This is a genomic window from Streptomyces sp. NPDC052225 (assembly GCF_040679615.1).
GTDB lineage: Bacteria > Actinomycetota > Actinomycetes > Streptomycetales > Streptomycetaceae > Streptomyces.
Map to the genome: position 1 here is coordinate 1 of NZ_JBFAVD010000049.1, position 24,311 is coordinate 24,311.

At 72.0% G+C, this 24,311-nt stretch carries 24 protein-coding genes and 3 pseudogenes; 14 read left to right on the plus strand and 13 right to left on the minus strand.

The features are described from left to right. Positions 1 to 63 precede the first annotated feature (63 nt). From AB0L37_RS37275 to AB0L37_RS37300, 6 genes and pseudogenes are all read right to left on the minus strand, one after another. Positions 64 to 1,479, minus strand: a complete 1,416-nt coding sequence (locus AB0L37_RS37275) for a hypothetical protein (RefSeq protein ID WP_365516237.1) — start codon at positions 1,477 to 1,479, stop codon at positions 64 to 66. A gap of 2 nt (positions 1,480 to 1,481) precedes the next feature. Further along, positions 1,482 to 1,928, minus strand: coding sequence for a DUF2993 domain-containing protein (locus AB0L37_RS37280; RefSeq protein ID WP_365516240.1), 447 nt, complete (start codon positions 1,926 to 1,928; stop codon positions 1,482 to 1,484). Positions 1,929 to 1,985: 57 nt separating this feature from the next. Beyond that, positions 1,986 to 2,180: pseudogene (locus AB0L37_RS37285) on the minus strand (ATP-binding protein); the annotation flags it as partial. Positions 2,181 to 2,196: 16 nt separating this feature from the next. Further along, entirely contained in the window at positions 2,197 to 2,973 is a 777-nt protein-coding gene (locus AB0L37_RS37290; protein WP_365516243.1) for a class I SAM-dependent methyltransferase, read from the minus strand. 32 nt (positions 2,974 to 3,005) lie between these two features. Continuing rightward, the gene (locus tag AB0L37_RS37295) at positions 3,006 to 3,662 is read right to left on the minus strand and encodes a dihydrofolate reductase family protein (RefSeq protein ID WP_365516246.1); all 657 of its coding nucleotides are present in this window, start codon (positions 3,660 to 3,662) and stop codon (positions 3,006 to 3,008) included. Between the two features lie 121 nt (positions 3,663 to 3,783). Then, positions 3,784 to 4,089, minus strand: a pseudogene (locus AB0L37_RS37300) (NADPH:quinone reductase); the annotation flags it as partial. Positions 4,090 to 4,310: 221 nt separating this feature from the next. Here AB0L37_RS37300 and AB0L37_RS37305 point away from each other — a divergent pair. Then, positions 4,311 to 4,832 carry a hypothetical protein gene (locus AB0L37_RS37305; RefSeq protein ID WP_365516249.1) on the plus strand — a complete coding sequence of 174 codons (522 nt, stop codon included), beginning with the start codon at positions 4,311 to 4,313 and terminating at the stop codon, positions 4,830 to 4,832. Here the strand turns inward: AB0L37_RS37305 and AB0L37_RS37310 are convergent. Then, positions 4,829 to 5,491 carry a response regulator transcription factor gene (locus AB0L37_RS37310; protein WP_365516252.1) on the minus strand — a complete coding sequence of 221 codons (663 nt, stop codon included), beginning with the start codon at positions 5,489 to 5,491 and terminating at the stop codon, positions 4,829 to 4,831. The two genes, AB0L37_RS37305 and AB0L37_RS37310, sit on opposite strands and share 4 nt — an antisense overlap. Next, the gene (locus AB0L37_RS37315; RefSeq protein WP_365516255.1) at positions 5,488 to 6,612 is read right to left on the minus strand and encodes a sensor histidine kinase; all 1,125 of its coding nucleotides are present in this window, start codon (positions 6,610 to 6,612) and stop codon (positions 5,488 to 5,490) included. The genes AB0L37_RS37310 and AB0L37_RS37315 overlap by 4 nt, the downstream gene beginning before the upstream one ends. Positions 6,613 to 6,807: 195 nt before the next feature. On the opposite strand from AB0L37_RS37315, the gene AB0L37_RS37320 reads away from it, so the two are divergent. Next, positions 6,808 to 7,143 (plus strand): DUF6223 family protein, encoded by a 336-nt coding sequence (locus tag AB0L37_RS37320; protein ID WP_365516258.1) that lies wholly within the window; start codon positions 6,808 to 6,810, stop codon positions 7,141 to 7,143. Between the two features lie 46 nt (positions 7,144 to 7,189). On the opposite strand, the gene AB0L37_RS37325 is transcribed toward AB0L37_RS37320, so the two are convergent. After that, positions 7,190 to 7,363, minus strand: a complete 174-nt coding sequence (locus AB0L37_RS37325) for a hypothetical protein (protein ID WP_365516303.1) — start codon at positions 7,361 to 7,363, stop codon at positions 7,190 to 7,192. Positions 7,364 to 7,725: 362 nt separating this feature from the next. Here AB0L37_RS37325 and AB0L37_RS37330 point away from each other — a divergent pair, with 362 nt between their 5' ends. Continuing rightward, positions 7,726 to 8,712 (plus strand): hypothetical protein, encoded by a 987-nt coding sequence (locus AB0L37_RS37330; RefSeq protein WP_365516261.1) that lies wholly within the window; start codon positions 7,726 to 7,728, stop codon positions 8,710 to 8,712. 63 nt (positions 8,713 to 8,775) lie between these two features. Here AB0L37_RS37330 and acnA read toward each other — a convergent pair whose 3' ends face one another. Beyond that, entirely contained in the window at positions 8,776 to 11,490 is a 2,715-nt protein-coding gene (gene acnA / locus AB0L37_RS37335) for an aconitate hydratase AcnA (RefSeq protein ID WP_365516264.1), read from the minus strand. Positions 11,491 to 11,770: 280 nt separating this feature from the next. Here acnA and AB0L37_RS37340 point away from each other — a divergent pair, with 280 nt between their 5' ends. From AB0L37_RS37340 to AB0L37_RS37355, 4 genes are all read left to right on the plus strand, one after another. Then, a complete protein-coding gene (locus tag AB0L37_RS37340; RefSeq protein ID WP_365516267.1) occupies positions 11,771 to 12,529 on the plus strand; it encodes an MBL fold metallo-hydrolase in 759 nt (252 codons plus the stop codon). Positions 12,530 to 12,577: 48 nt separating this feature from the next. After that, entirely contained in the window at positions 12,578 to 12,778 is a 201-nt protein-coding gene (locus AB0L37_RS37345; protein ID WP_365516270.1) for a DUF4236 domain-containing protein, read from the plus strand. Between the two features lie 73 nt (positions 12,779 to 12,851). Next, entirely contained in the window at positions 12,852 to 14,381 is a 1,530-nt protein-coding gene (locus AB0L37_RS37350) for a UDP-N-acetylglucosamine 1-carboxyvinyltransferase (RefSeq protein ID WP_365516273.1), read from the plus strand. Positions 14,382 to 14,421: 40 nt separating this feature from the next. Continuing rightward, entirely contained in the window at positions 14,422 to 15,942 is a 1,521-nt protein-coding gene (locus AB0L37_RS37355) for a hypothetical protein (protein ID WP_365516276.1), read from the plus strand. On the opposite strand, the gene AB0L37_RS37360 is transcribed toward AB0L37_RS37355, so the two are convergent. The 3 genes from AB0L37_RS37360 to AB0L37_RS37370 are packed head-to-tail and all read right to left on the minus strand — an operon-like array spanning position 15,939 to position 18,350. Next, on the minus strand, positions 15,939 to 16,775 hold the full coding sequence (locus AB0L37_RS37360) for an alpha/beta hydrolase (RefSeq protein WP_365516278.1): 837 nt from the start codon (positions 16,773 to 16,775) through the stop codon (positions 15,939 to 15,941). The two genes, AB0L37_RS37355 and AB0L37_RS37360, sit on opposite strands and share 4 nt — an antisense overlap. A gap of 37 nt (positions 16,776 to 16,812) precedes the next feature. Further along, positions 16,813 to 17,226, minus strand: coding sequence for a RidA family protein (locus tag AB0L37_RS37365; RefSeq protein ID WP_365516281.1), 414 nt, complete (start codon positions 17,224 to 17,226; stop codon positions 16,813 to 16,815). Continuing rightward, the gene (locus AB0L37_RS37370) at positions 17,223 to 18,350 is read right to left on the minus strand and encodes an acyl-CoA dehydrogenase family protein (RefSeq protein ID WP_365516283.1); all 1,128 of its coding nucleotides are present in this window, start codon (positions 18,348 to 18,350) and stop codon (positions 17,223 to 17,225) included. Before AB0L37_RS37370 ends, AB0L37_RS37365 begins: the two co-directional genes overlap by 4 nt. A gap of 159 nt (positions 18,351 to 18,509) precedes the next feature. Here AB0L37_RS37370 and AB0L37_RS37375 point away from each other — a divergent pair, with 159 nt between their 5' ends. The 7 genes and pseudogenes from AB0L37_RS37375 to AB0L37_RS37405 all read left to right on the plus strand — a co-directional run. Then, positions 18,510 to 20,165: an AMP-binding protein gene (locus AB0L37_RS37375; RefSeq protein WP_365516286.1), complete on the plus strand. Its 1,656-nt coding sequence runs from the start codon at positions 18,510 to 18,512 to the stop codon at positions 20,163 to 20,165. A 4-nt stretch (positions 20,166 to 20,169) separates the two neighbouring features. Beyond that, a complete protein-coding gene (locus AB0L37_RS37380) occupies positions 20,170 to 20,997 on the plus strand; it encodes a PaaX family transcriptional regulator C-terminal domain-containing protein (RefSeq protein WP_365516289.1) in 828 nt (275 codons plus the stop codon). A gap of 101 nt (positions 20,998 to 21,098) precedes the next feature. After that, positions 21,099 to 21,992 carry a sulfotransferase gene (locus AB0L37_RS37385; protein WP_365516291.1) on the plus strand — a complete coding sequence of 298 codons (894 nt, stop codon included), beginning with the start codon at positions 21,099 to 21,101 and terminating at the stop codon, positions 21,990 to 21,992. After that, complete coding sequence (locus AB0L37_RS37390) at positions 21,989 to 22,402, plus strand: hypothetical protein (protein WP_365516294.1); 414 nt, start codon at positions 21,989 to 21,991, stop codon at positions 22,400 to 22,402. The genes AB0L37_RS37385 and AB0L37_RS37390 overlap by 4 nt, the downstream gene beginning before the upstream one ends. Beyond that, positions 22,399 to 23,628, plus strand: coding sequence for a glycosyltransferase family 4 protein (locus AB0L37_RS37395; RefSeq protein ID WP_365516297.1), 1,230 nt, complete (start codon positions 22,399 to 22,401; stop codon positions 23,626 to 23,628). The genes AB0L37_RS37390 and AB0L37_RS37395 overlap by 4 nt, the downstream gene beginning before the upstream one ends. Beyond that, positions 23,625 to 24,182 (plus strand): adenylyl-sulfate kinase, encoded by a 558-nt coding sequence (gene cysC, locus AB0L37_RS37400; protein WP_365516300.1) that lies wholly within the window; start codon positions 23,625 to 23,627, stop codon positions 24,180 to 24,182. The genes AB0L37_RS37395 and cysC overlap by 4 nt, the downstream gene beginning before the upstream one ends. A 17-nt stretch (positions 24,183 to 24,199) precedes the next feature. Continuing rightward, a pseudogene (locus tag AB0L37_RS37405) lies at positions 24,200 to 24,311 on the plus strand (sulfate adenylyltransferase small subunit); the annotation flags it as partial.

Genomic DNA, 24,311 nt, shown 5'->3' on the forward strand with positions numbered 1-24,311 from the left:
CAGGCCAGACGTGTCCACCCCCGCGCCCCCGCCCCCCGCGGCCGCCGCCCCCACCCCCCTCCCTCATTCCTTGAGGAGTCCGCGGAACCGGTACCGCTGCGCGTCGTCCGGCTTCCCCAGCTGCACCAGGGCCATCGGGCGCTCCACGGGCTCCCCCGTCGCCTCGTCGAAGGCGATGGGGCCGCCGACGCCCTTGAGCGCGTCGCCCCGGTTGATCTGGCCGAGCTGGCTGCGCACGTGCGCGGCGGTGACGCCGTCGCTGCCGTAGGCCGTCCAGGCGCCGCGCGCGGCCATGGCCGCCACGTAGACCGCGTCGCGGCCGAGCATCGCCTGGCCGTCGGCGAGCCGGCCACCGGTGTCGATGTGGCGGTACTCGTCGGCGAACTCGGGGTACAGGCTGTGCTTTCCGTACAGCTTCCCGGGGACCTCGGGATGGGTGTACGCCGTGTACTTCACCTGCATTCCGGTCGCCTGCCAGCTGCGCTGCAACGCCCGGTCGTCCTTGGTGTCGAAGTACACGCCGACCGTGCTGGAGCCGGAGACGATGGTGATCGGGCACGGCCGCATCTCGGTGCCCGCCTGGAGGATCAGGCCGCGGATCTCCCGGCCGCGCCCCGCGAAGAACACCGCGTCGGGGCGCTCCTGGTCGCGGCAGAGCTTCTGCGCCACGGTGCTCAGGGCGTTGCCCTCGCTGTCCTCGGTGCTCCCGCCCTCCGACCAGAACGGCACATAGCCCGGCGCCACCTTCAGGCCCGCCCGCCCGGCGGCTTCCTTGAACCCGCTGTAGAGCGCGCTGTTGTAGGCGTCGCCCTCCCGCATGTCGCGCACGATCCGCACCCGGTAGCCGGGGTCGGCCCGCTGCTCGCGCACGAGATGGCCGACGGCGGCGCGGGCCTGGGCGCGGGCGGAGAAGGCGACCCGGAAGAAGTTGCGCGGCCCTTTGGTGAACGAGTCGGCGGCGACGGTCGCGCCGACCGTGGGGATGTCGGCGGCGCTGAGCACGCGCACGGCCTTCTCGGTGTGCTTGTTGCTCTGCCCTATCCCGGCGACCGCGACCAGGCGGTACTCCTCGCGGTGCTCGACGAGTTGGCGGGCGACCTGCTCCGCGTACGCGTCGCCGCGCCCGGTGTTGGCGAGCAGGATCCGTATCTTCGGCTGCGACTTCGGGTCCCGGTTGACGAACTTCTGTGCCAGGTACGCCCCGGTCACCGCCTCGCGGGTGGCGCCCTCGCCGCGGTCCTGGCTGCCGCCGGACATCGGCTCCATGTAGACGACGGTCACGTAGTCGCCGCTGGTGGGGTTCGCCTTGTGGATGCGCTGGGCGATGTCCTCCAGGCCCGGGAACTCGTACGAGCCCACGTTGACCCCGATGCACTGGTCGCCCTCGCGGGCGAGGCCGTCGTCGCACTCGCCCCGCCCCTGGAGCAGCCACCACGCGAGCGCGACGACCGCGGCGACGAGCACCACCGCGCCGAGCACGATCAGGCGAGCTTCCCGCCCTCGCCGAGCAGCCGCGTCAGTACGCCGGAGAGGGCGTCGTAGGAGAGGGTCAGGTCGCCGGTGACCAGGTTGGCCTGTGCGGTGCGGGCCGTCAGGGAGGTGACGGTGACGTCGTACAGGTCGAGGTCGAACTTCCGCACGTCGAGATGGTCGCCCTGCGCGTTCACCGTCGTGTTCAGCGAGAAGTCGCCCGCGCTGATGGTGGCGTGGTCGAGTGCGCCGCCCGCAGCCTGCGTCAGGAACGGGAAGCCGTGGATCGACACGTCGGTGTAGCCGTTCGTCGAGCCCGCCCCGTACCCGTACTTCTGCTGCGCGAGCCGGACCGCCTCGCCCTCCGCGTAGTGCACCGCGACCCGGTCGGCCGTCACCCCCAGCGCGACCAGCACGACGACCACGATCGCCAGCACTCTGACCCAGCGCCGTCTCATCCCGTAACCCCCCGGTCCAGGTGCCGAGCCCCCCGGCACCGGCTGCGTCCCCGACGATCACCGGGGACGCGGCATCCTAACCGGGGCCGGTTCCGGCCCGGACTCGCACCACACGACCTTGCCCGGATCCCGCTCCCCCACGCCCCACTTGTCCGCCACCGCCTGTACGAGCATCAGCCCACGGCCGCCGTCGTCGTACGGCAGCACGCGCAGCAGGAATCCGCAGCCGGGCGGGACGCCGTGCAGCAGCGAGTCGTCGTCGGGACTTCTAGGGCTTGTCCTCCTTCACGTACACCGACACATGGCTGCCGCTCTCCGAGGTGAACGGGGCGCGCTCCCAGTCCGCGTACCGCTGTTCCAGGCGCATCCCGGCGATCCTCGCCATCAGGTCGAGCTCGGCGGGCCAGACGTAGCGGAACGGGATGGTGTGGAAGCGGCCGTGGCCCTCGGCGTCCACGGACACGTAGTTGGAGCTGAAGCGCTGGTGGACGAGGTCGTCGTAGCGGTCGAAGGCGACGCGGTCGCCGGAGAGGCCGAAGATCACCGCCTCCTGGCCGGGCGGCAGATGGCGCAGGGCGGGCACGCCGACCTCGACGACGAAGCGGCCGCCGGGCGCGAGATGGTCCGCGGCGTTGCGGAACGCCTCGACCTGGGCGTCCTGCGTGGTGAGGTTGTTGATGGTGTTGTAGACGAGGTAGGCGAGGGTGAACGTGCCCGCCCCGTCGACCTTGGTCGTGGTCATGTCCCCGATGGTGACGGGGAGTTGGGTGCCGCCGGGCTTGGCCCGCAGCCGCGCCACCATGGCGCGCGACAGGTCGGTCCCGGTGACGGCGACGCCGCGCGCGGCCAGCGGGAGGGCGATCCGCCCGGTGCCGACGGCGAGTTCGAGGGCGGGGCCGCCGTCGGCCAGCGCGGCGAGGAACTCCACGGCGAGGTCGGCACGGGCCGGGTCCTCGCCCTCGTCGTAGCCGGCGGCGACGCTCTCCGGGAAGTAGCCGTCTTCAGGGGCATCGGACACGGGGACGGGCGTGAGGTCATCGGTCACCGGGCGAAGGTAGCTCCGCCCGGTGCGCCGGGTCACCCGGATTTCCGCCAGAAGAGGTGGTGGACGACGCTGCCGCCCGGGCTCGGTACGACGTCGAGGTGGAAGCGGTCGCGCAGCTCGTCCGGCGACTCCCACAGCCGCGAGCCCGTGCCGAGCTTGACGCCCGGGGAGACCGCGACGTGCAGCGTGTCGACGAGGTCGGCGTCGAGGAACTGACGGATGACGTGCGCGCCGCCGCCGAGCCGGACGTCCTTGCCCCCGGCCGCTTCGCGCGCCTGCGCGAGGACCGTGGCCGGGTCGGCGTCGACGAAGTGGAAGGTGGTGTCGGACAGGGTGATCGAGGGGCGCGGGTGGTGCGTCATCACGAACACCGGTGTACGGAACGGGGGTTCGTCGCCCCACCAGCCCTGCCAGTCGAGGTCCTCCCAGGGTCCCTTCTGCGGGCCGAACTTGCCGCGGCCCATGATCTCGGCGCCGATGTTGCGGGCGTAGTCCCGGGTCAGGTAGTCGTCGAGGCCGCGGCTGCCGCCCGGGTCGGTGCGCATCGGCCAGCTCGCCGTGGCACCGCACCAGGAGAACATCTCCCCCGGGTCGGCATGCCCGAACGGCCGCTCCAGGCTCTGCCCCTCACCGGCGCCGAAGCCGTCACCGGAGACGTTGAAGTTCTGGACCCTCAGCAGCTGGGGCACGTTTTCCTCCTGGGATACGCGTTACGGGTGCGAGCTCTGTCCACCCTGACTGTGTATGGCTCTTCCTGATGACTCTTCCTGTCGGCGGAACTCATCGCACCCGGAACGGCGGGATGTCGGCGAGCGGGAAGCGGTCGCCGACTTCGACGGTGAGGGCGCCGACGGCGGCCGCGCCGGTGAGACCCCGGGCGGCCTGGCGTCTGGTCCGGTCGGGGAAGTCGTCGCTGCCGAGCAGGCGCAGGGTGACGTTGGTGAACAACAGGGTCCAGAGCGGGATCTCGATGCGGTCCTCGCGGGTGGCGTACGCGGCGATGACGGCGCCGTTCGCGGCGACGGCGGCGTCCAGGTCGGCGTTGTCGGACAGGGCGACCTCGATGATCCGGTCCACGCCGTTCGGCGCGTGGGCGCGGATCGCGACGGCCGGGTCGCGCGGATTCGGAGGTGTCGGCGATCATCGGGCCGGCGTGGCAACGCCCACCGACACGTCAGCCACGCGTCCCCTGCCGCCGCCACGTGGGCCCGCCGTCGTCCGAGGCGTAAAGACCCTCGCCCTTGAACGCGCGCCTTCTCAGCCTCACCGTCGCGCCGTCCTCGCAGCCCGGCGTCGCGACCCTTGTCGTCCGCCCTTCGCGGTGCAACATTGATTACATGCTTACAGCCGAACAGCACGAGAAGTTGCGCGGCTGGTTCGCCGGCCGGCTGCCCGAAGGTCTCTTCGAGGGCGCCGTCGACGTGACCGTGGACCGCGAGGAGATCACCGTCGTCGGACGCATCGCCGAGCCGCAGCTCGGCAAGGACGTCTCGGACGCGGAACGGGCGGCCGCCGTCGAGGGCCGCATCCAGGAGTTCAGGGAGCGCACGCGCGAGGACCGCGTCGAGGTCGCGCGCGAGGCCGAGCACCGGTTCCGCAGGAAGGTGTCGTGGGGCGTGCGCTGCGGGGCCGAGGAAGCCCTGTTCACGCACGTGTCGGCGCCGGTCATGACCCGGCTGCGCCAGGCCGAGCGGCAGGTCCTCGACACCCTGGTCGCGGGCGGCGTGGCCCGCAGCCGCAGCGACGCGCTCGCCTGGTGCGTACGCCTGGTGCAGCGCAACGCCGACGACTGGCTGACGGAACTGGGCGCGTCCCTGGAGCAGGTGCGGCGGGTGCGCGCGCAGGGGCCGGACGCCTAGGACGTGCGCGGCGTCACGAGCCCCGACTCGTAGGCGAGGACCACGAGGTGGGCGCGGTCGCGGGCGCGGAGTTTGGTCATGGCGCGGTTGACGTGGGTCTTCGCCGTGAGGGGGCTGATCACCATGCGGGCGGCGATGTCGTCGTTGGACAGGCCGTGGGCGACCAGGGCGACGGCCTCGCGCTCGCGGTTGGTGAGGTCCGGAAGGCCCGCGCCCGCACCGGGGTTCAGCGGCTGGGACACGTAGCGGCTGATCAGTTTGCGGGTGATCGACGGGGCGAGCAGGGCGTCGCCGCGTGCGGCGACCCGGACGGAGTGCAGGAGGTCCTCGGGGAGGATGTCTTTCACGAGGAACCCGGCGGCCCCCGCGCGCAGCGCCTCGAAGACGTACTCGTCCATGCCGTAGTTGGTGAGGATGACGACGTGCACGGCGCTCAGGGCGGGGTCCGCGGCGATGCGGCGGGTGACCTCGATGCCGTCGACGAGCGGCATCCGGATGTCGACAAGCGCGATGTCGGGCAGGTGGCGCCGGATCAGCGCAAGCCCTTTCGCGCCGTCACCGGCCTCGGCCACCACCTCGATGTCGTCCTCCAGGTCGAGGAGCGCGCGGAACCCGCTGCGGATCAGCGGCTGGTCGTCGACGAGCAGGACTCTGATCACGACGCACGCTCCGCGGGCAGTTCCGCCTCGACGGTGAAGCCGCCCGCCGTACGGGGTTCGGCGCGCAGCCGGCCGCCGAGCGCGGTGACGCGTTCGCGCATGCCGAGCAGTCCGATGCCGGGCGGCGGCGGATCGGCCGCCGTGGCGCGGCCGTTGTCGTCGACGCGGACGACGACGGCGTCCCCGCGGTAGTCGACGAGGACCGTCGCCGAGGTGGCGGCGGCGTGCCGGGCGACGTTCCTGAGGGACTCCTGCACGATGCGGTAGGCGGTCCGCTCCAGGGCGGCGGGCACGTCGTACGGCTGCCCCTCGACGGTCAGCGTGGTCTCCAGACCGTTCGTGCCCGCCCGTTTCACCAGCTCCGGTACGTGGTCCAGGCCGGGCGGCGGGCTCGTGTCGTCGTCGCGGAGCGCCTCCAGGGTCGCGCGCAGCTCCCTGGACGCCTCGCGACCGGCCTCCTGGATCGCCAGGAGCGCCTCCGGGACGTGTTCGCCGCGCCTGCGGGCCACGTGGACGGCGACCTCGGACTGCACCTTGATCACCGAGATCTGGTGGGTGAGCGAGTCGTGCAACTCCCGTGCGATGTGCAGCCGTTCCTCGTCGGCGCGGCGGCGCGCGGTCTCCTCCCGGGTGCGCTCGGCCTCGTCGGCGCGCCGCTCGGCCTGCCGGAGCGCCTCCCCCGCCGCGCCGGCCGCGAGCAGCCAGGCGATCTCCAGGGCGCCGCGGGCCCGCGCGTACGCCTCGCCCACGTCGTGCAGGGAGATGAGGGCGCCGAGCGGCAGTACGGCGATCAGGGCGACGCTCGCCACGACCGCGAGGGTGCGGTGGCCTTCGCGTACGGCGGCGTACACGGCGAACAGGAACGCGACGACGGGGACGTCGAATCCGGCCGCCTGATAGCCGACCGCGCACAGCCCGGTCACGGCGAGGACCGGGACGGGGGCCCTGCGGCGTGCGGCGAGCGCGAGACCGCCGGCGGCGAGGAGCGCGTACCCGACGGCCTCGTGACTCGCGGCGGACCGCTGCCCGCTCGCCCCGGTGATCAGGAGCGCCGCCGTCACGCCGACGGCGATCGCCGCGTCCCGGACGTCAGGCGGGATCTCGAACCGTCGGCTGCCCATGCGTGCACCCTAATGGGCGTGCACGGCACGGGAGTCGGGCCCGCGCAGGAGGGCCCGGCTACCACGGCCGCGGTAGTCGGGCGGTACCTGCTGCTCCCGCGGCACGACGAAGAGACCACGGCTGCCGGACGACCCGGGCGGGCCGGATCGCGATGCTGAGGTGAACAGAACCGAACCGAAGGAGAGGGGACTCCCATGTCCGTTGCCATGTCCGTCGCGTCCGACGTCGGCGCGTACACCCTGACCGCCGCCCGCTTCTGGGCCACCGCGGCCGCGGTGCTCGGCCTGGCCGGCGTGGTCGTCGGGGTGGTGGCTCTCCGGCGCACCGCCCGCCGGGGCGCCCTCGCGGCACTGGTCGCGGGGCTCGTCGCCACCGCCGGCGGCGCCGTGAGCCTGGCCGTCGCGGACGGCGGCCCCGGCACCGGCAACGGTGTGGTGGGCGCCGCCCTCGCCGTCGTCCTCGGCCTCGCCGCCGCGTGGCTCGGCCGCCGGGCGCTGACCCGTTCGTCCGGCGCCGTCGCCGCGGGGTGACCGGACGGGGATCAGCGCGGGGGCAGTGCCCCGTCGCGGGCGCCGATCACGAGGCACGTCGTGGGACGCGGAGTTGTACGAGGTGCCGCCCCCGGTCGGCGTCGCCGTCGCCGCCCCGCACGAGGGCGCCCGGGGCGAAGACCCGTACCCGTCCCACGATATCGGCGACCGAGCCGCACACGAGGGCGCAGCAGGCGAAGGCGACGTCGAAGGCGTTCACCACCCCACCCCGAGCGCACCTGCGTGTCCTTCCCCTCCCGGTGGCCATGCGCGAGGCGGGCCTGATCCGCAGGGTCGGCCACGGCAACAGCCGCACGGCGGTGCTGGGCCGCGCGGAACTGGAGGCCCGTTTCCCGGGACCTTCGGACCTGGTGGCCCAGCGCTGAACGCGGCTAGGATGCCGTACCCGTTCGCGGGGTCACACCTGGTCAGGAGTGGCCGATGACGCCCGTACCGCCGCCTGTTCCGCCTCCGCCGTCCCAGCCGCCACGGCCTTCGGGACCGCCCCAGCCGCCTCGGCCGCCTCGACCACCCGTCCCGCCGCGCCCGTCGCATCCGCCCGGGCCGCCCCCGCTCGTCCGCGTGCTCGACAGCCGGGTGCCGGGCTACGCGCTGGCCGACCGCCGGGGGCGCGGGAAGATCGTCGCGCTGCTCGTGGTCCTCATGCTCGTCGCCACGGTGGCGACGTCGTACGTCCAGTTCAACTTCAACCTGCTGACCATGAAGGCCACCACGCGCGCGGCGGACGCCGCGGGGCAGGCGGTCGAGGACGGCAAGGAGCCGTTCACGACGGCGGTGAGCCGGGCGAGCGACGTCGACTCCGCCGTCCGCGACAACCGCCTCGACGTGCGGTGGGTCCTGTTCACCGCACCGCTCACCGCCGAGGAGCAACAGCAGGTCGTCGCCCGCCCGCTGGGCGCGGACTGGTCGATGGAGCAGTTCCTGCGGATGCTGGACGGCTTCTCCCACAAGCCCGTTCTGGTCTACGACGGCTGGAACCGGATGACGCAGACGGCCCATGTCGACTTCGCGTACGGGATGACGCTCCAGAGCGCCCGCGCGCAGGCGGTGTCGGTGCGCGCCGTGGACGCCGTCGACGTGGCGTGCTCGCCCTCGACCGCGCCGACCGTCATCTCCCTGCCGCCGGAGGGCGAGGAGCCGATCGAGGACGTGGCGGTCGACCTGACGGGCCCGGAGGCGCCCCTGCTCCAGCAGTCGGAGGAGGAGGACCCCGGCCCGTACTTCGCCGACCGGTACATCGAGTTGGGCAACGGACAGACGTCCTGGTCCGCGCTCATGGACGTCCTGACCGGCACCGGGAAGTGCCGCTGGGCCTTCCGCGTCTCCTACGTCCATGACGGGCGGCAGTTCGCGAAGACCGTCCGCGACGACGCGTTCCGCACGCCCGGACTGCCGACCAGGCCCCGGCAGTTGATCGAGTACCGGGCCGACGCCGCCCCCGACGGCGGCTGGGCGTGCTGGGGTAAGGGGATCGGCCCCGCGACGGACTGCGCCACGGACACCGGCCCGCTGAAGTACTGGATCACCCTGCCCGACGGCTCCGGCTGAACGCGCGAGGGCCGCGCCCCGGGCGAACCCGGGACACGGCCCTCGACTGCTGTGCCCTGAAGCCTAGTTACGGATCAGGTTGCGCAGCACGTACTGCATGATGCCGCCGTTGCGGTAGTAGTCCGCCTCACCGGGGGTGTCGATGCGGACGACCGCGTCGAACTCGACACCGGTGTCGGTGGTGACCTTGACGGTGGCCGGGGTGCGGCCCTCGTTCAGCTCGGTGACGCCGGAGATCGAGAAGGTCTCCTCGCCGGTCAGACCGAGCGAGTCGGCCGACTGGCCCGCCGGGAACTGCAGCGGCAGGACGCCCATGCCGATGAGGTTCGAGCGGTGGATGCGCTCGTACGACTCGGTGATGACGGCCTTGACGCCGAGGAGCGCGGTGCCCTTGGCCGCCCAGTCGCGGGACGAACCGGAGCCGTACTCCTTGCCGCCCAGGATGACGAGCGGGGTGCCCTGCGCCTGGTAGTTCTGCGAGGCGTCGTAGATGAACGAGACCGGGGCGTCGTCCTGCGTGAAGTCGCGGGTGTAGCCGCCCTCGGTGCCCGGCGCGATCTGGTTGCGCAGGCGGATGTTGGCGAACGTGCCGCGGATCATGACCTCGTGGTTACCGCGACGGGAACCGTACGAGTTGAAGTCGCGACGCTCGACGCCGTGCTCGCTCAGGTACTTGCCGGCCGGGGTGTCGGCCTTGATCGCACCGGCCGGGGAGATGTGGTCGGTGGTGACCGAGTCGCCCAGCTTGGCGAGGACGCGCGCGCCGGAGATGTCCTGGACCGGCTTCGGGTCCATCTCCATGCCGTCGAAGTACGGGGGCTTGCGGACGTACGTCGACTCGCTGTCCCACTCGAAGGTGTTGCCGGTGGGGACCGACAGCGCCTGCCACTGGGCGTCGCCCGCGAAGACGTCCTCGTACGACTTCGAGAACATGTCCTCGCCGATGGAGTTGGCGACGACGTCGTTGACCTCGGCCTCCGTCGGCCAGATGTCGGCCAGGTAGACGGGCTTGCCGTCCTGGTCGACGCCGAGGGCGTCCTTGGTGATGTCCACCTTCATCGAACCGGCGATGGCGTACGCGACGACCAGCGGCGGGGAGGCGAGGTAGTTCATCTTGACGTCGGGGTTGATGCGGCCCTCGAAGTTCCGGTTGCCGGAGAGGACCGACGTGACCGCGAGGTCGTGGTCGTTGACGGCCTTCGAGACCTCCTCGGGCAGCGGGCCCGAGTTGCCGATGCAGGTGGTGCAGCCGTAGCCGACCAGGTTGAAGCCGACCTTGTCCAGGTACGGGGTCAGACCCGACTTGTCGAAGTAGTCGGTGACGACCTTCGAGCCCGGCGCGAGGGTGGTCTTGACCCACGGCTTGCGGGTCAGGCCCTTCTCGACGGCCTTCTTCGCGACGAGGGCCGCGGCCACCATCACGTAGGGGTTCGAGGTGTTGGTGCAGGACGTGATGGCCGCGACCGTCACCGCGCCGTGGTCCAGCTCGTACGTGGAACCGTCGGGGGCGGTCACGGTGACCGGGTTCGACGGCGTGCCGTTGGAGACGGCCGGGGCGTCGGAGGCCGGGAAGGACTCCTTGCCCGCCTCGGAGTCGTCGGAGACGTAGTTGCGCACGTCGACCTTGAACTGCTCGGCGGCGTTCGCGAGGACGATGCGGTCCTGCGGGCGCTTCGGACCGGCGATCGACGGGACGACCGTGGAGAGGTCGAGCTCCAGCTTCTCGGAGAAGTCGGGCTCGGCGGCCGGGTCGAGCCAGAGGCCCTGCTCCTTGGCGTACGCCTCGACGAGCGCGACCTGCTGGGCGTCACGGCCCGTCAGACGCAGGTAGTTCAGGGTCTCGTCGTCGATCGGGAAGATCGCGGCGGTGGAGCCGAACTCCGGCGACATGTTGCCGATGGTGGCGCGGTTCGCGAGGGAGGTGGCGGCGACGCCCTCACCGTAGAACTCGACGAACTTGCCGACGACGCCGTGCTTGCGCAGCATCTCGGTGATCGTGAGCACGAGGTCGGTGGCGGTCGTGCCGGCCGGCAGCTCGCCGGTCAGCTTGAAGCCGACGACGCGCGGGATCAGCATCGAGACCGGCTGGCCGAGCATCGCGGCCTCGGCCTCGATACCGCCGACGCCCCAGCCCAGGACGCCCAGGCCGTTGACCATCGTGGTGTGCGAGTCGGTGCCGACGAGGGTGTCGGGGTACGCCTGGCCGCCCCGGACCATGACCGTACGGGCCAGCTTCTCGATGTTGACCTGGTGCACGATGCCGGTGCCCGGCGGGACGACCTTGAAGTCGTCGAACGCGGTCTGGCCCCAGCGCAGGAACTGGTAGCGCTCCTTGTTGCGGCCGTACTCCAGGTCCACGTTCTGCTTGAACGCGTCCGAGGTGCCGAACTTGTCGGCGATGACGGAGTGGTCGATGACCATCTCGGCCGGGGACAGCGGGTTGATCTTCGCCGGGTCGCCGCCGAGGGCCTTCACGGCCTCACGCATCGTGGCGAGGTCGACGACGCAGGGCACGCCGGTGAAGTCCTGCATGATCACGCGGGCGGGCGTGAACTGGATCTCCTGCGCGGGCTGCGCCTGCGAGTCCCAGTTGCCGAGCGCACGGATGTGGTCGGCGGTGATGTTCGCGCCGTCCTCGGTGCGGAGCAGGTTCTCAAGGAGAACCTTCAGGCTGTAGGGAAGGCGCGCGGAGCCCTCGACCTTGTCCAGCTTGAAGATCTCGTAGGACTCGTCGCCCACGCGCAGCGTGCTGCGGGCGTCGAAGCTGTTCGCCGACACGACAGTCTCCTTCATACATTTATGTGCGCGTTCCACCGCATCCTGCCGCCACGCCACATTGCCCATCCGCTGAGGTAAGGCTAAGTTAGGTAACCCTTACCGCCGGATCCGGCCCGGCGGGCGGCCGCAGTGCGCCTCGGCAGATATCTCGATGTCGAGATAACTCTAGTACATGACCCGACGCTGCCGTCGAGCCCCTCCTCGCGTGCGCTTGCTCTCCTCATGGTCGTACGGCAACCCCGGGACGGCGACGCGACAGCCTGTCCGATAGCGTCCGGCAATGGCCAGTGATCTACGTCTCACCGTCCTCGGCAGCGCCACGCCCTACCCCGCCGCGGGAAACCCGTGCTCCGGGTACCTCGTCAGCGCGGGCGACACACGCCTGTGGGTGGACGCGGGAAGCGGCACGCTCGGCGCGCTCCAGCGGCACGCGCGGCTCGACGAGATCGACGCCGTCTGGATCTCGCATCTGCACGCCGACCACACCGCGGACCTGCTCACCGCCTATTACGGACTGCTGTACGCGGACGTACGACGTGAGGCGCCGCTCCCCCTCTACGGGCCGCCGGGGATCGCCGACCGGCTCGCGGGCTTCCTCACGAACGGGGACCGGCGCAGCCCGGTGGAGCAGGCCTTCGAGATACGGGAACTGTCGGACGGGCACTGCGCGCGGGTCGGCTCGCTCGATCTGGCGACGCGGGAAGTGGCGCACGGGATGCCCGCGTTCGCGCTGCGCGTCGAGCACCGGGGGCACTCCCTCGCGTACTCGGGGGACAGCGCGCCCTGCACCGCCCTGACCGAACTGGCCGCCGGCTGCGGGACGCTGCTGTGCGAGGCCGACGGGGACAGCGCGGACGGGGTGCACCACTCACCGGAGGACGCCGGCGAGACGGCGGCGGCCGCCGGTGCCGGGCGGCTGATCGTGACGCACGTGGGGCGGGAGATCGCGCCCGGGGACGCGGTGACGCGCGCGGCGTCGCGGTTCGCGGGACCGGTGGCGTACGCGACGCCGGGGGCGGTGTTCCCGGTCGTCGACTGATCCCCGCCCTCCCGGGTACGCGTACAGGACCGTAGGGAGGGATTCACCATGCCGCTCACGTTTCGCAAGAGCTTCCGGATCCTGCCGGGGGTGCGCCTCAACATCAACCGCAAGTCGTGGTCCGTCACGACGGGCGGCGGCAAGCACGGTCCGCGCCGCACGCACAGCAGCACCGGACGCCGCACGACGTCCATGGATCTGCCGGGCCCCTTCGGCTGGCGGCGGACCCGTAACGCCCGGCGTCACTGAAACCCCGTCAGGCGCCGTCACTCGCACGACCCCCTCGGAATGCGTCATCTCATATCTGAGATAGCCTGCGGTTATGGCAGACGACTACCTCGTACGCATCGGCAAGCTCATCCGTGACGCCCGTCAGCACCGGGGCTGGACACAGACGCAGCTTGCCGAGGCGCTCGGCACCAGCCAGAGCGCCGTGAACCGGATCGAGCGCGGAAACCAGAACATCAGCCTTGAGATGATCGCCCGCATCGGCGAAGCCCTGGACAGTGAGATCGTGTCCCTCGGATACGCGGGTCCCATGCATCTGCGGGTGGTCGGCGGACGCCGGCTGTCCGGGTCGATCGACGTCAAGACGAGCAAGAACGCCTGTGTGGCGCTGCTGTGCGCCTCGCTGCTCAACAAGGGGCGCACGGTGCTGCGCCGCGTCGCCCGCATCGAGGAGGTCTACCGCCTCCTCGAAGTCCTCAACTCCATCGGTGTGCGCACCCGTTGGATCAACGACGGCGTCGATCTGGAGATCGTGCCGCCCGCCGAGATCGACATGGGTGCCATCGACGCGGAGGCGGCCCGCCGCACCCGCTCGATCATCATGTTCCTCGGCCCGCTCCTGCACCGCATGGACCGCTTCAAGCTGCCCTACGCGGGCGGCTGCGACCTCGGCACCCGCACGATCGAGCCGCACATGATCGCGCTGCGCCGGTTCGGCCTCGACATCGCCGCGACCGAGGGCCTGTACCACGCCGAGGTCGAGCGGGACGTGACGCCCGACCGGCCGATCGTGCTGACCGAGCGCGGCGACACCGTGACGGAGAACGCGCTGCTCGCGGCGGCCCGCGCGGCCGGCACGACCGTCATCCGCAACGCGTCGTCGAACTACATGGTCCAGGACCTGTGCTTCTTCCTGGAGGCCCTGGGCGTTCGGGTCGACGGTGTCGGCACGACGACGCTGACCGTGCACGGCGTGCCGCACATCGACGTCGACGTCGACTACTCGCCGTCGGAGGACCCGGTCGAGGCGATGAGCCTGCTGGCCGCCGCCGTCGTCACGGAGTCCGAACTCACCGTCAAGCGCGTGCCGATCGAGTTCCTGGAGATCGAGCTCGCGGTCCTGGAGGAGATGGGCCTCGACCACGACCGCACGGCGGAGTACTTCGCCGACAACGGCCGTACGCGCCTGATCGACCTCACGGTCCGCCCCTCCAAACTGGAGGCGCCGATCGACAAGATCCACCCGATGCCGTTCCCGGGCCTGAACATCGACAACGTGCCGTTCTTCGCGGCCATCGCGGCGTCCGCCCAGGGCAAGACCCTGATCCACGACTGGGTCTACGACAACCGCGCGATCTACCTCACGGACCTCAACCGGCTCGGCGGGCGCCTCCAACTCCTGGACCCGCACCGGGTGCTGGTCGAGGGCCCGACCCGCTGGCGCGCCGCCGAGATGATGTGCCCGCCGGCCCTGCGCCCTGCCGTGGTCGTCCTGCTCGCCATGATGGCGGCGGAGGGCACGTCCGTGCTGCGCAACGTGTACGTCATCAACCGCGGTTACGAGGATCTGGCCGAGCGGCTCAACTCGGTGGGCGCGCAGATCGAGATCTTCCGCGACATCTGAGGCCTGACATCAGGCGGTCATCGGTGTGAGGGTGGGGCGCATGAGTCGCCCCGCCCTCCGGTCCGTCCTCCGTCCCGCCCGCCTCGCCGCCCTGCCCGCCGTGTGCTGCGCCCTGCTGCTGCCGCTCGCCGGGTGCGGGTCGGCCGACGACGGCAAGACGCCGTCGTCCCGCGGGAGTTCGCCCGGTTTCGGTGCGCCGACCGCGAGCCGCTCCCCCGCCCCGGGCGCCGGCTCGAAGGACCCCGACGACCTGAACGGGGACGGCTTCCGCGATCTGCTGCTGCCGCTGAACACCCCGGGCGGGGAGCCGCAGTGGGAGCCCGACGACGGGCGCCTGCTCGTGGTGTACGGGTCCGCGCACGGGCTCGATCCGGTGACCCGGAGCGTGTACGGACGCAGCGACCTGGGGCTGCCCGCCGCGCACTCCCCCACGGGGGTCCAGCGGCCCGAGGACATCGACGCACGGTCCGTCGTGAGCGGCGATCTCGACGGCGACGGATTCCCCGATCTCGCGGTGCCGGTCCTCGGGCAGGGGCACGTCTCCGACGGCCACCTCTCGGCCCAGCCCTACACGCTGCACGTGGTGTGGGGGTCCGCGCGCGGCCCCGGCGGCAGCGGAAGCAGGCCGACGCCCGTACGACTCCCTTCAGGGGCCGCCACGTTGGGGCTCCAGTCCGTCGTACGCGGGGACTTCGACGGGGACGGACGCATCGACCTGGCCGGGCAGGGCCCCGCGGGGACCACGGCCTGGCTGCTGTACGGGCCGTTCGACCGGCGGACCGGTGCCCCCGCCCGCACCGGCTCCCTGCCCATGTCCGGCGGCTCGCTCCACGCCGACGAGGTCGACCCGACCGGGAAGCACCCGCACATCACACCGCTCCTGATGCGCGACGGGGACGACGGCGAGCAGGCCGGGAACACGCTCTACGCGGCGCCCGCCACCGGCAGGGGCCGCGCACTGCGCAAGGGCAGCGCCCACGCGTTCGGCGACTTCGACGGCGACGGGCGGCGCGACGTGGCCGTCGGCGACAGCGGGAGCCGCAACGACGAACCCGGCTACGAGACCGAAGCCCCCGACGTCGACGGGTCGTTGACGGTGTACCCGGGCGACGGCGGAGCCCCGGTCACCCAGAGGCTGCCGGACGCCTCGCGGCACCGCCAGGGGTTCAGCAGCTCGCTCGTGTACGTCGCCGCCGACCCGGACGGGGACGGCCGCGACGGAATCCTCGTCCCGACCCACGACGCCATGGTGCTCCTGGACCGGATCGGCGACGCGGGCGGAGCGCGGGAAGTGGCCGTGGCCAGACAGGGGCCCGCGCGCGCGGAGGGCAAGAAGGTCCGCCCCGAGCGGCGGCCCGCCCGGCCCTACGGTGCCGCGGACTTCGACGGGGACGGGCGCGACGAACTGATCCTGGTCTGGGGCGTGGACGCCATGTTCGGCCTCTACGGGGAGGACCCCACCCACTGGTGGATCACGGACGGGGTCTCGGCCCGTGACCGGGCGGTGTTCGACGCGAGCCGCTGGGTGAAGCGGCGCGCGTACGCCTCCCCCACCAGCTAGGAGGTCGCGAACTCCCTGATGGCGTCGGCGAGTTGCTTCGGCTGGTCCAGCGGGATGAGCGTGCCGCACTCGTCCAGTTCCACCAGGCGGCCCTGCGGCAGCAGTTCGGCCAGGCGGCGGCCGTGCGCGAGGGGCATCATCTTGTCCTGCTTGCCCCAGACGACCAGCGCGGGCCGGTCGTAGCGGCGCAGGGCGTCGGCCGCCTCCATCATCTCCGTCTTCACGCCCGAGCGGAGGTAGCGCAGCAGGACGGCCCGGGCCGCCGGGTCCTTGCGCAGCGGCTCGACCCAGCGGTCGATCAGCTCGTGCGGGACGGGGCGGTGGGACATGACCGCGTACCCGGTGCCGGGCATACGGCGCAGCGGGCGGACCGAGAGGACACCGGCGAGCAGCGCGATGCCGCCGGGGACGCGGGAGGCGACGTCGAGGAGCTTCCCGGCCGGGCCGGGCGGATAGTTGTCGAACGCCTCGCAGCCCGCGATGACCATCCGGCCGACCCGCTCGGGCCGTTCGGCGGCGAGCTGCTGGAGGCGGCCCGCGTCGTTCTCGACGAACACGGTGTCGTCGCCGAGTTTCAGCGCGTCGGCGAACTCGCCGATGAGCAATGCCACGGAGTGCGGCGAGATCGGGGCCCCGGGCCGGACCGGGGTGCGGTGGCTGCCGTACGGGAGAGTGGGGACGATGCAGCGTACGGACGCGCCCAGTTCGTCCACGACGTGCCGCCACACCGTGCCGTCCTGGGCGAGCCCGTGGAGGAGGACGACGGGGGTGCCGTCGCCGCCCGTGTCGTCGTACGCGATCGGACCTACGGAGAGTTCGGTCTGCTGCGTCATGACCTCGATGCTATGGCGTGCGCGTCGGACGTGGCGGTCACGGGAGGACGGCGAATCCGTCCAGTTCGATCAGGGCCTGTTCGTCCCAGAGGCGGACGATGCCGACGACGGCCATCGCCGGGTAGTCGCGGCCCGCCAACTGCTTCCAGATGCGGCCCAGTTCGGGCGCGTGCTCGCGGTACGCGGCGACGTCGGTGACGTAGACCGTGACGCGGGCGAGGTCGGCGGGGGCGCCGCCCGCCGCGTCCAGGGCGGCGAGCAGGTTCGACAGGGCGCGGGTGAACTGTTCGGGGACCGTGGCGCCGACGATCTTGCCGTCCGGGTCGAGGGCGGTCTGGCCGGCGAGGAAGACGAGGCGGGCGCCGGTCGCGACGACGGCGTGGGAGAAGCCGGTCGGCGGGGAGAGGTGGGGCGGGTTGACGCGGCGCAGGTGGCCACTGGTGTCGTTCACGATGCCTCTTCCTGTTCCCGGTACAACTCCTTGGCGATGATGGCGCGTTGGACCTCGCTGGCGCCCTCGTAGATGCGCGGGGCGCGCACCTCCCGGTAGAGGTGTTCGAGGAGGTGTCCGCGCTCCAGGGCGCGGGCGCCGTGCAGCTGGACCGCCGCGTCGACGACCTGCTGCGCCGCCTCGGTGGCGAGGAGTTTCGCGAGGGCGGCGCGGCGTACGACGTCGGGAGCGCCCGCGTCGTAGGCGGCCGCGGCGGCGTACACCGCGAGCCGGGCGCTCTCCGTGCGCACCTCCATGTCGGCGACCTGGTGCGCGACGGCCTGGAGGTCCTTCAACTTGCCGCCGAACGCGTCCCGTCGGGCGGTGTGCGCCAGGGTCGCGTCGAGTGCGGCCTGCGCCATGCCGACGGCGAAGGCGCCGACGCTCGGGCGGAACAGGGTGAGGGTCGTCATGGCGACGCGGAAGCCACGGTCGACCTCGCCGAGGACGTCGTCCCTGGTGACGGGGACGGCGGCGAAGTCGAGGGTGCCGATGGCGTGCGGCGCGAGCAGGTCGAGCGGGGTGCCGGTCAGGCCCGGACGGCCGGCGGGGACGAGGAACGCGGTGACGCCGCGGGCGCCGGCGTCGGGCGTGGTGCGGGCGAAGACGGTGTAGAAGTCGGCCTCGGGGGCGTTCGAGATCCAGCACTTCTCGCCGGTCAACTCCCAGCCTTCGCCCGCCGGTCGCGCATCAAGGGCGAGCGCCGCCGCGTCGGAGCCCGCGCCGGGCTCGCTGAGCGCGAACGCGGCGACGGTGCGGCCCGCACGGACGCCCGGCAGCCAGCGCTCCTGCTGCGCGGCCGTGCCGTACGCGTGGACGGGGTGTGCCCCGAGCCCTTGCAGGGCGAGCGCGGTCTCGGCCTCGGTGCAGACACGGGCCAGGGACTCGCGCATCAGGCAGAGGTCGAGCGCGCCGGACGTGAACAGGCGCTCCAGAAGGCCGAGTTGGCCGAGTTCGGCGACGAGCGGACGGTTGACGCGGCCCGGTTCACCCTTCTCCGCGAGGGGTGCGAGGCGCCGCGCGGCATGGTCGCGCAGCTCCGCACACCAGGCGAGCTGTGCCGGTTCGAGCGAGAATGTGCCCATACGCCGGTGCTCCTCTCCGGGCGGACGGCGCCGCTTCGCCGCCGGACCCCACGGAACCGTATCGCGCTCCATTGACTGTCGTCACCATCACGATACGCTCGATGCGCGGCCGCCCGACACCGCGGCGGCCCACTGCCCACGACAAGGGGGCGCCCGGCCATGTCCTCCCCGTCCACACCACCGTCGACGAGTCCGCATCCCGGCCTGTCACCCTCGGGACACCGGGACACCTTCGCCCGCGACCACCTGCCGCCCCCCGAACTCTGGCCGGGCCTCGCCTTCGACCTGCCCGAGCTGCGCCACCCCGAGCGGCTCAACTGCGGCGCCGAGCTGCTCGACGCGACCGTGGAGCGGTTCGGCGCGGACCGGTCCGCGTTCCACTCCCCCGGGCAACCGCCGTGGTCGTACGGGGAGTTGAAGACGGTCGTCGACCGGATCGCGCACGTCCTGACCGACGACCTGGGCGTCGTGCCCGGCAATCGCGTGCTCCTTCGCGGCCCCACCACCCGCCATCTGGCCGCCTGCTGGCTCGCCGTGATGAAGGCGGGCGGTGTCGCCGTGACGGTGCTCGCGCAGGCGCGTCCGGGCGAGCTGGCCACGATGTGCGAGATCGCCGAGGTGCGGCACGCGCTGTGCGACGTACGGTCGGTCGACGATCTGGCGAAGGCGGAGGTGCCGGGGCTGCGGATCACGACGTTCGGCGGGGACGGGCCCGACGACCTGCTGCACCGGGCCGCCGCGAAGCCGTCGTCGTACGAGGCCGTGGCGACGGCCGCCGACGACGTCGCGCTCATCGCCTTCACCTCCGGCACGACGGGGCGGCCCAAGGGGTGCATGCACTTCCACCGGGATGTGCTCGCCATCGCCGACACGTTCGCGCGGCACGTCCTGAAGCCCACGCCCGACGACGTGTTCGCGGGCAGCCCGCCGCTCGGCTTCACGTTCGGGCTCGGCGGGCTCGTCGTGTTCCCGCTGCGCGCCGGGGCGTCGGCGCTGCTGCTCGAACAGGCGGGCCCGCGGCAGCTGTTGCCCGCGATCGCCGAGCACCGGGTGTCGGTCCTGTTCACCGCGCCGACGGCGTACCGGGCGATGCTCGCCGAGGCCGGGCCGCGCGATCTGTCCTCGCTGCGCCGCTGTGTCTCCGCGGGCGAGAACCTGCCCGCGGCGACCTGGCACGCCTGGCAGGAGGCGACAGGGCTGCGCATCATCAACGGCATCGGTGCGACCGAACTCCTGCACATCTTCATCTCGGCGGCCGACGACGCGATCCGGCCGGGCACGACCGGGCTGCCCGTCCCCGGCTGGCAGGCGCGCATCGTCGACGCGGAGGGACGTGAACTCCCGGACGGGGAACCGGGGTTGCTCGCCGTGCGCGGTCCGGTCGGCTGCCGGTACCTCGCCGACGAACGGCAGACCGTGTACGTACGGCACGGCTGGAACATCACCGGGGACACGTATGTCCGCGAGCCCGACGGCTACTTCCGGTACGTGGCCCGCGCCGACGACATGATCATTTCCGCCGGGTACAACATCGCGGGCCCGGAGGTCGAGGACGCTCTCCTGCGCCACCCGGACGTGACGGAGGCGGCGGTCGTGGGGCGGCCCGACAAGCAGCGCGGGCAGATCGCGGTCGCGTACGTCGTGCTGCGGTCCGGCGCACGGCGGGACGCGGATTCCCTGCGGGAGTTCGTGAAGGCGGAACTGGTCCCGTACAAGTGCCCGCGCGTGATCGAGTTCCTGGACGCGCTGCCGCGCACGGCGACGGGGAAGCTCCAGCGGTTCCGGCTGCGCGAGCCGGGCGGGACCGTAGAGTGATCACGTGTCCGAGCAGCCCTTTCACAGCAGCAGCACCCACACCCCGCGCTCCCTCATCGTCACGCTGTACGGCGCCTACGGACGCGATTTCCCGGGCCCCGTCCCGGTCGCCGAACTGATCCGGCTGCTCGGCGCGGCCGGGGTCGACGCGCCCGCGGTCCGCTCGGCCGTCTCCCGCCTGAAGCGGCGCGGCCTGCTGCTGCCCGCGCGGACGGCCGCGGGCGCCGCCGGGTACGCGCTGTCCGACGCCGCGCGCCAGCTCCTCGACGACGGCGACCGCCGGATCTACGGCGCTCCCGACCCGGCCGGCACCGGGTGGGTGCTCGCCGTGTTCTCCGTCCCCGAGTCCGAGCGCGCCCGGCGCCACGTGCTGCGCTCCACACTCACCGGCCTCGGCTTCGGCACGGCCGCGCCCGGCGTGTGGCTCGCGCCCGCGGGCCTGTACGAGGAGACCCGGCACACCCTGGAGCGGATCGGCTGCTCCGCGTACGTCGACCTGTTCCGCGGCGAGCATCTGGGCTTCGCGGCGACGGCCGACGCCGTGGCCCGCTGGTGGGACCTGTCGGCCCTGGCCAAGCTGCACGAGGCGTTCCTCGACGAGCACGAGCCCGTGCTGCGCGCCTGGCAGGGCCGGCCCGACACCCCGCCGCGGGAGGCCTACCGCGACTATCTGCCGGCGCTCGACTCGTGGCGGCATCTCCCGTACGCGGATCCGGGGCTGCCCGCGCACCTGCTGCCGGACGACTGGCCGGGGATCCGCTCGGCGCAGGTGTTCCGGGCGCTCGACGAGCGGCTGCGGAGGGCGGGAGCCGCGTTCGTGAACGCTGCCTGAACCGCACAGCCCGAGTGACCCACGCCACATGTAGGGGTGCTAAGGGAACCCTCAGCTTTCTCCGGCCCTCTTCTCAGAATGCGCGCTTAGCGTCGTGACGCATGAGTCTGAAGCGCAATCTGAACCGGGCCCTGTCCGCGGCCACGGGTCTCGAGGTCCGCCGGGCCGGGAGCGCACCGAAGGTGACGCCCCCGCCCGCCAGGACCGCGCAGCCCGTGAAGCGCGTGGCCGCCCCGACGTATCGAAGGACCGACGACCTGGCGACCGACCGGCTGCTGCGCCGACCGGTGTTCATCATGTCTCCGGTGCGCTCCGGCTCCACCCTGCTGCGGATGCTGATGAACGCGCACTCGCGACTGCACTCCCCGCACGAGCTGCACATCCGCCGTCTTGAGGTCGGCTACGGCAGCAAGCTGTCCGAACGGGCCATGGACGCACTGGAGTTGGGCCGCGGTGACCTGGAGCATCTGCTGTGGGACCGCGTCATGCACCGTGAACTCGTCAGGTCCGGCAAGGACTTCATCGTCGAGAAGACGCCGAGCAACGCGTTCGTCCACCAGCGCATACGCGACTGCTGGCCCGACGCCCGCTTCGTGTTCCTGCTGCGCCACCCCGCCTCCATCGCCCGGTCCTGGCACGAGGGCGACCCGGAGAAGCGGACCTACGAGGAGGCGTGCGCCGACGCGCTGCGCTACATGAAGGCCGTCGACAACGCCCGCAAGAACCTCACCGGCGGGCACACCGTGCGCTACGAGGACCTCACCAAGGATCCCGAGGCGAAGCTGCGCGCGCTGTGCACCTTCCTCGGCGTGGACTTCGAGCCGTCGATGCTGGAGTACGGCGAGAAGGACGACACGCAGATCCGGAAGGGTCTCGGCGACTGGCGCGACAAGATCCGCACGGGCAGCGTCCAGCAGGGCCGCGAGCTGCCGAAGGACGACGAGATCCCCGGGATCCTGCGGCCCATGTGCGCGGCGTGGGGGTACCTCACGTGAAGCCCCGGGCCGAGGTCGAGGAGGTGTGGCCGCGCGACGGGCGGATCCGGCTCGTCGGCCGGCTGCACGGTGGGGACGCGGACACGGGGCGCGGCTGGCGGTTCACGCTGACCCGTCGCTCGCGGCCCGACCATGTCCTGCGCTTCGACGCCGAGTTCGAGGGCGACCGGTTCACCGGAGAGTGGCGGATCGCCGACCTGGCCGCGTACGACGGCTTCGACAGGGCCGACCAGTGGGACCTGCACCTGACGGACGGGACCCACAGGCTGCGCGTCGGCCGCAGGCTCGACGACATCAAGGGCAAGAAGGCGATCATGGTCTACCCAGCGCAGCGGGTGCCGGGCGCGGACTTCGGCGTCCAGCCGTACTTCACGGTCGAGGACAACCTGTCCCTGGAGTGCCGCCCGTGACCGCGCCGACGATCCGCTACCTCCTGATGCACGCCTACGGGCGCGGCGGCACCATCCGTACCGTCTTCAACCAGGCCAACTCCCTTGCCGCCGCGGGCTGGGACGTCGAGATCGTGTGCGCCCTGCGCAACCGCGACGAGCTCCAGTTCCCGCTCGACGAGCGGGTGCCGGTGCGCACCCTTCTCGACATCCGCGAGGAGCGGCCCGCGCCCTCGCGAGGGCGCGGCGCCCTGTGGCGCGCCCTGCGCGGCACGGCGCGGGGCCTGGACGGGCCCGGCAAGGAGATACCCGAGGGCGAGTTCGGCTCCCGGTACTTCACGCGCCGCGTCGAACTCGCCCTCGGCGACTATCTGCGCTCGCTGACCGACGGCGTCCTCGTCACCACGCGCCCCGCCCTGAACTTCCTGTCCGCCGCGCACGCCACGAACGGCGTGGTGCGCGTCGCGCAGGAGCACATGAACCACGGCACGCACCGGCCCGATGTGCAGCGGCGCATCGTCGAGACGTACGAACGCTTTGACGCTGTAGCGGTTCTGACGGAGCGTGACCGCGCCGAGTACGCACGTCTGTTGCCCGGTACGCGCGTCGTGCGCATCCCGAACGCCGTGCACTCCCTCGACCAGATTCCCTCCGACCACGCGGCGAGGATCGTGGTCGCGGCCGGCCGGCTGCTCCCGCAGAAGGGCTTCGACCTGCTGATCCCCGCGTGGGCGAAGCTCGTCGAGGCGTACCCCGACTGGCAGTTGAGGATCTACGGCAGCGGCGAGAAGAAGACGCAGCTGCGCACCCTCATCGAGGAGCACCACCTCTACAACCACGTCTTCCTGATGGGCCACACCGACCGGCTCGACGACGAACTCGCCAAGGCCTCGGTGTACGTGCTGAGTTCACGCTTCGAGGGGCTGCCGATGGTGATGATCGAGGCGATGGCGCACGCCCTGCCCGTCGTCTCCTTCGACTGCCCGACAGGCCCCTCCGACGTGCTGACGCACGGCGTGGACGGACTGCTCGTGCCGGAGCAGGACCCCGACGCCCTCGCCGACGCGCTCGGCCACCTCATGGGCGACCACGAGCTGCGTACGGAGATGGGCACGGCGGCGCTCCTGACGGCCGCGGCCTACGGACCCGACGCGGTGCACCCGCGCTGGGAGGCCCTCTTCACCGAACTGACCACCCCCGACGGCAGACGCCCCGCGACCGGCGCCGCGAAAGGACAGCACGTATGACCACGGCCACGAAGGGCCGCCCCCAGGGAGCCACGATCTGGCTGACGGGGCTGCCCAGTTCCGGCAAGACCACGGTGGCGCGCGCCCTCGCCGGGCGGCTGCGCACCGAGGGGCACCGCGTCGAGGTCCTCGACGGCGACGAGATCCGCCGCTTCCTGTCGGCGGGCCTCGGCTTCAGCCGCGAGGACCGGCACACGAACGTGCAGCGCATCGGCCTCGTCGCCGAGATCCTCGCCCGTAACGGCATCTTCGCCGTCGTCCCCGTCATCGCCCCGTACGCCGACAGCCGCGAGGCCGTGCGCAAGCGGCACGCGACGAGCGACACCCCGTACCTCGAAGTGCATGTCGCGACCCCGGTCGAGGTGTGCAGCGAGCGCGACGTGAAGGGTCTGTACGCCCGTCAGGCCGCGGGTCAGCTCAAGGGCCTGACCGGCGTCGACGACCCGTACGAGCCGCCGGTCGACCCGGATCTGTTCCTGGAGACACAGCATCAGACGCCCCAGGAGTCGGCGGGGTCGGTGCACGCGGTGCTCGCGGGGAAGGGGCTGCTGTGATCAACTCGCCTTACACAATGGGCCACTTGGATGTTCTGGAGTCCGAGGCGGTGCACATCTTCCGCGAGGTGGCGGGTGAGTTCGAGCGGCCGGTGATCCTCTTCTCCGGCGGCAAGGACTCGATCGTCA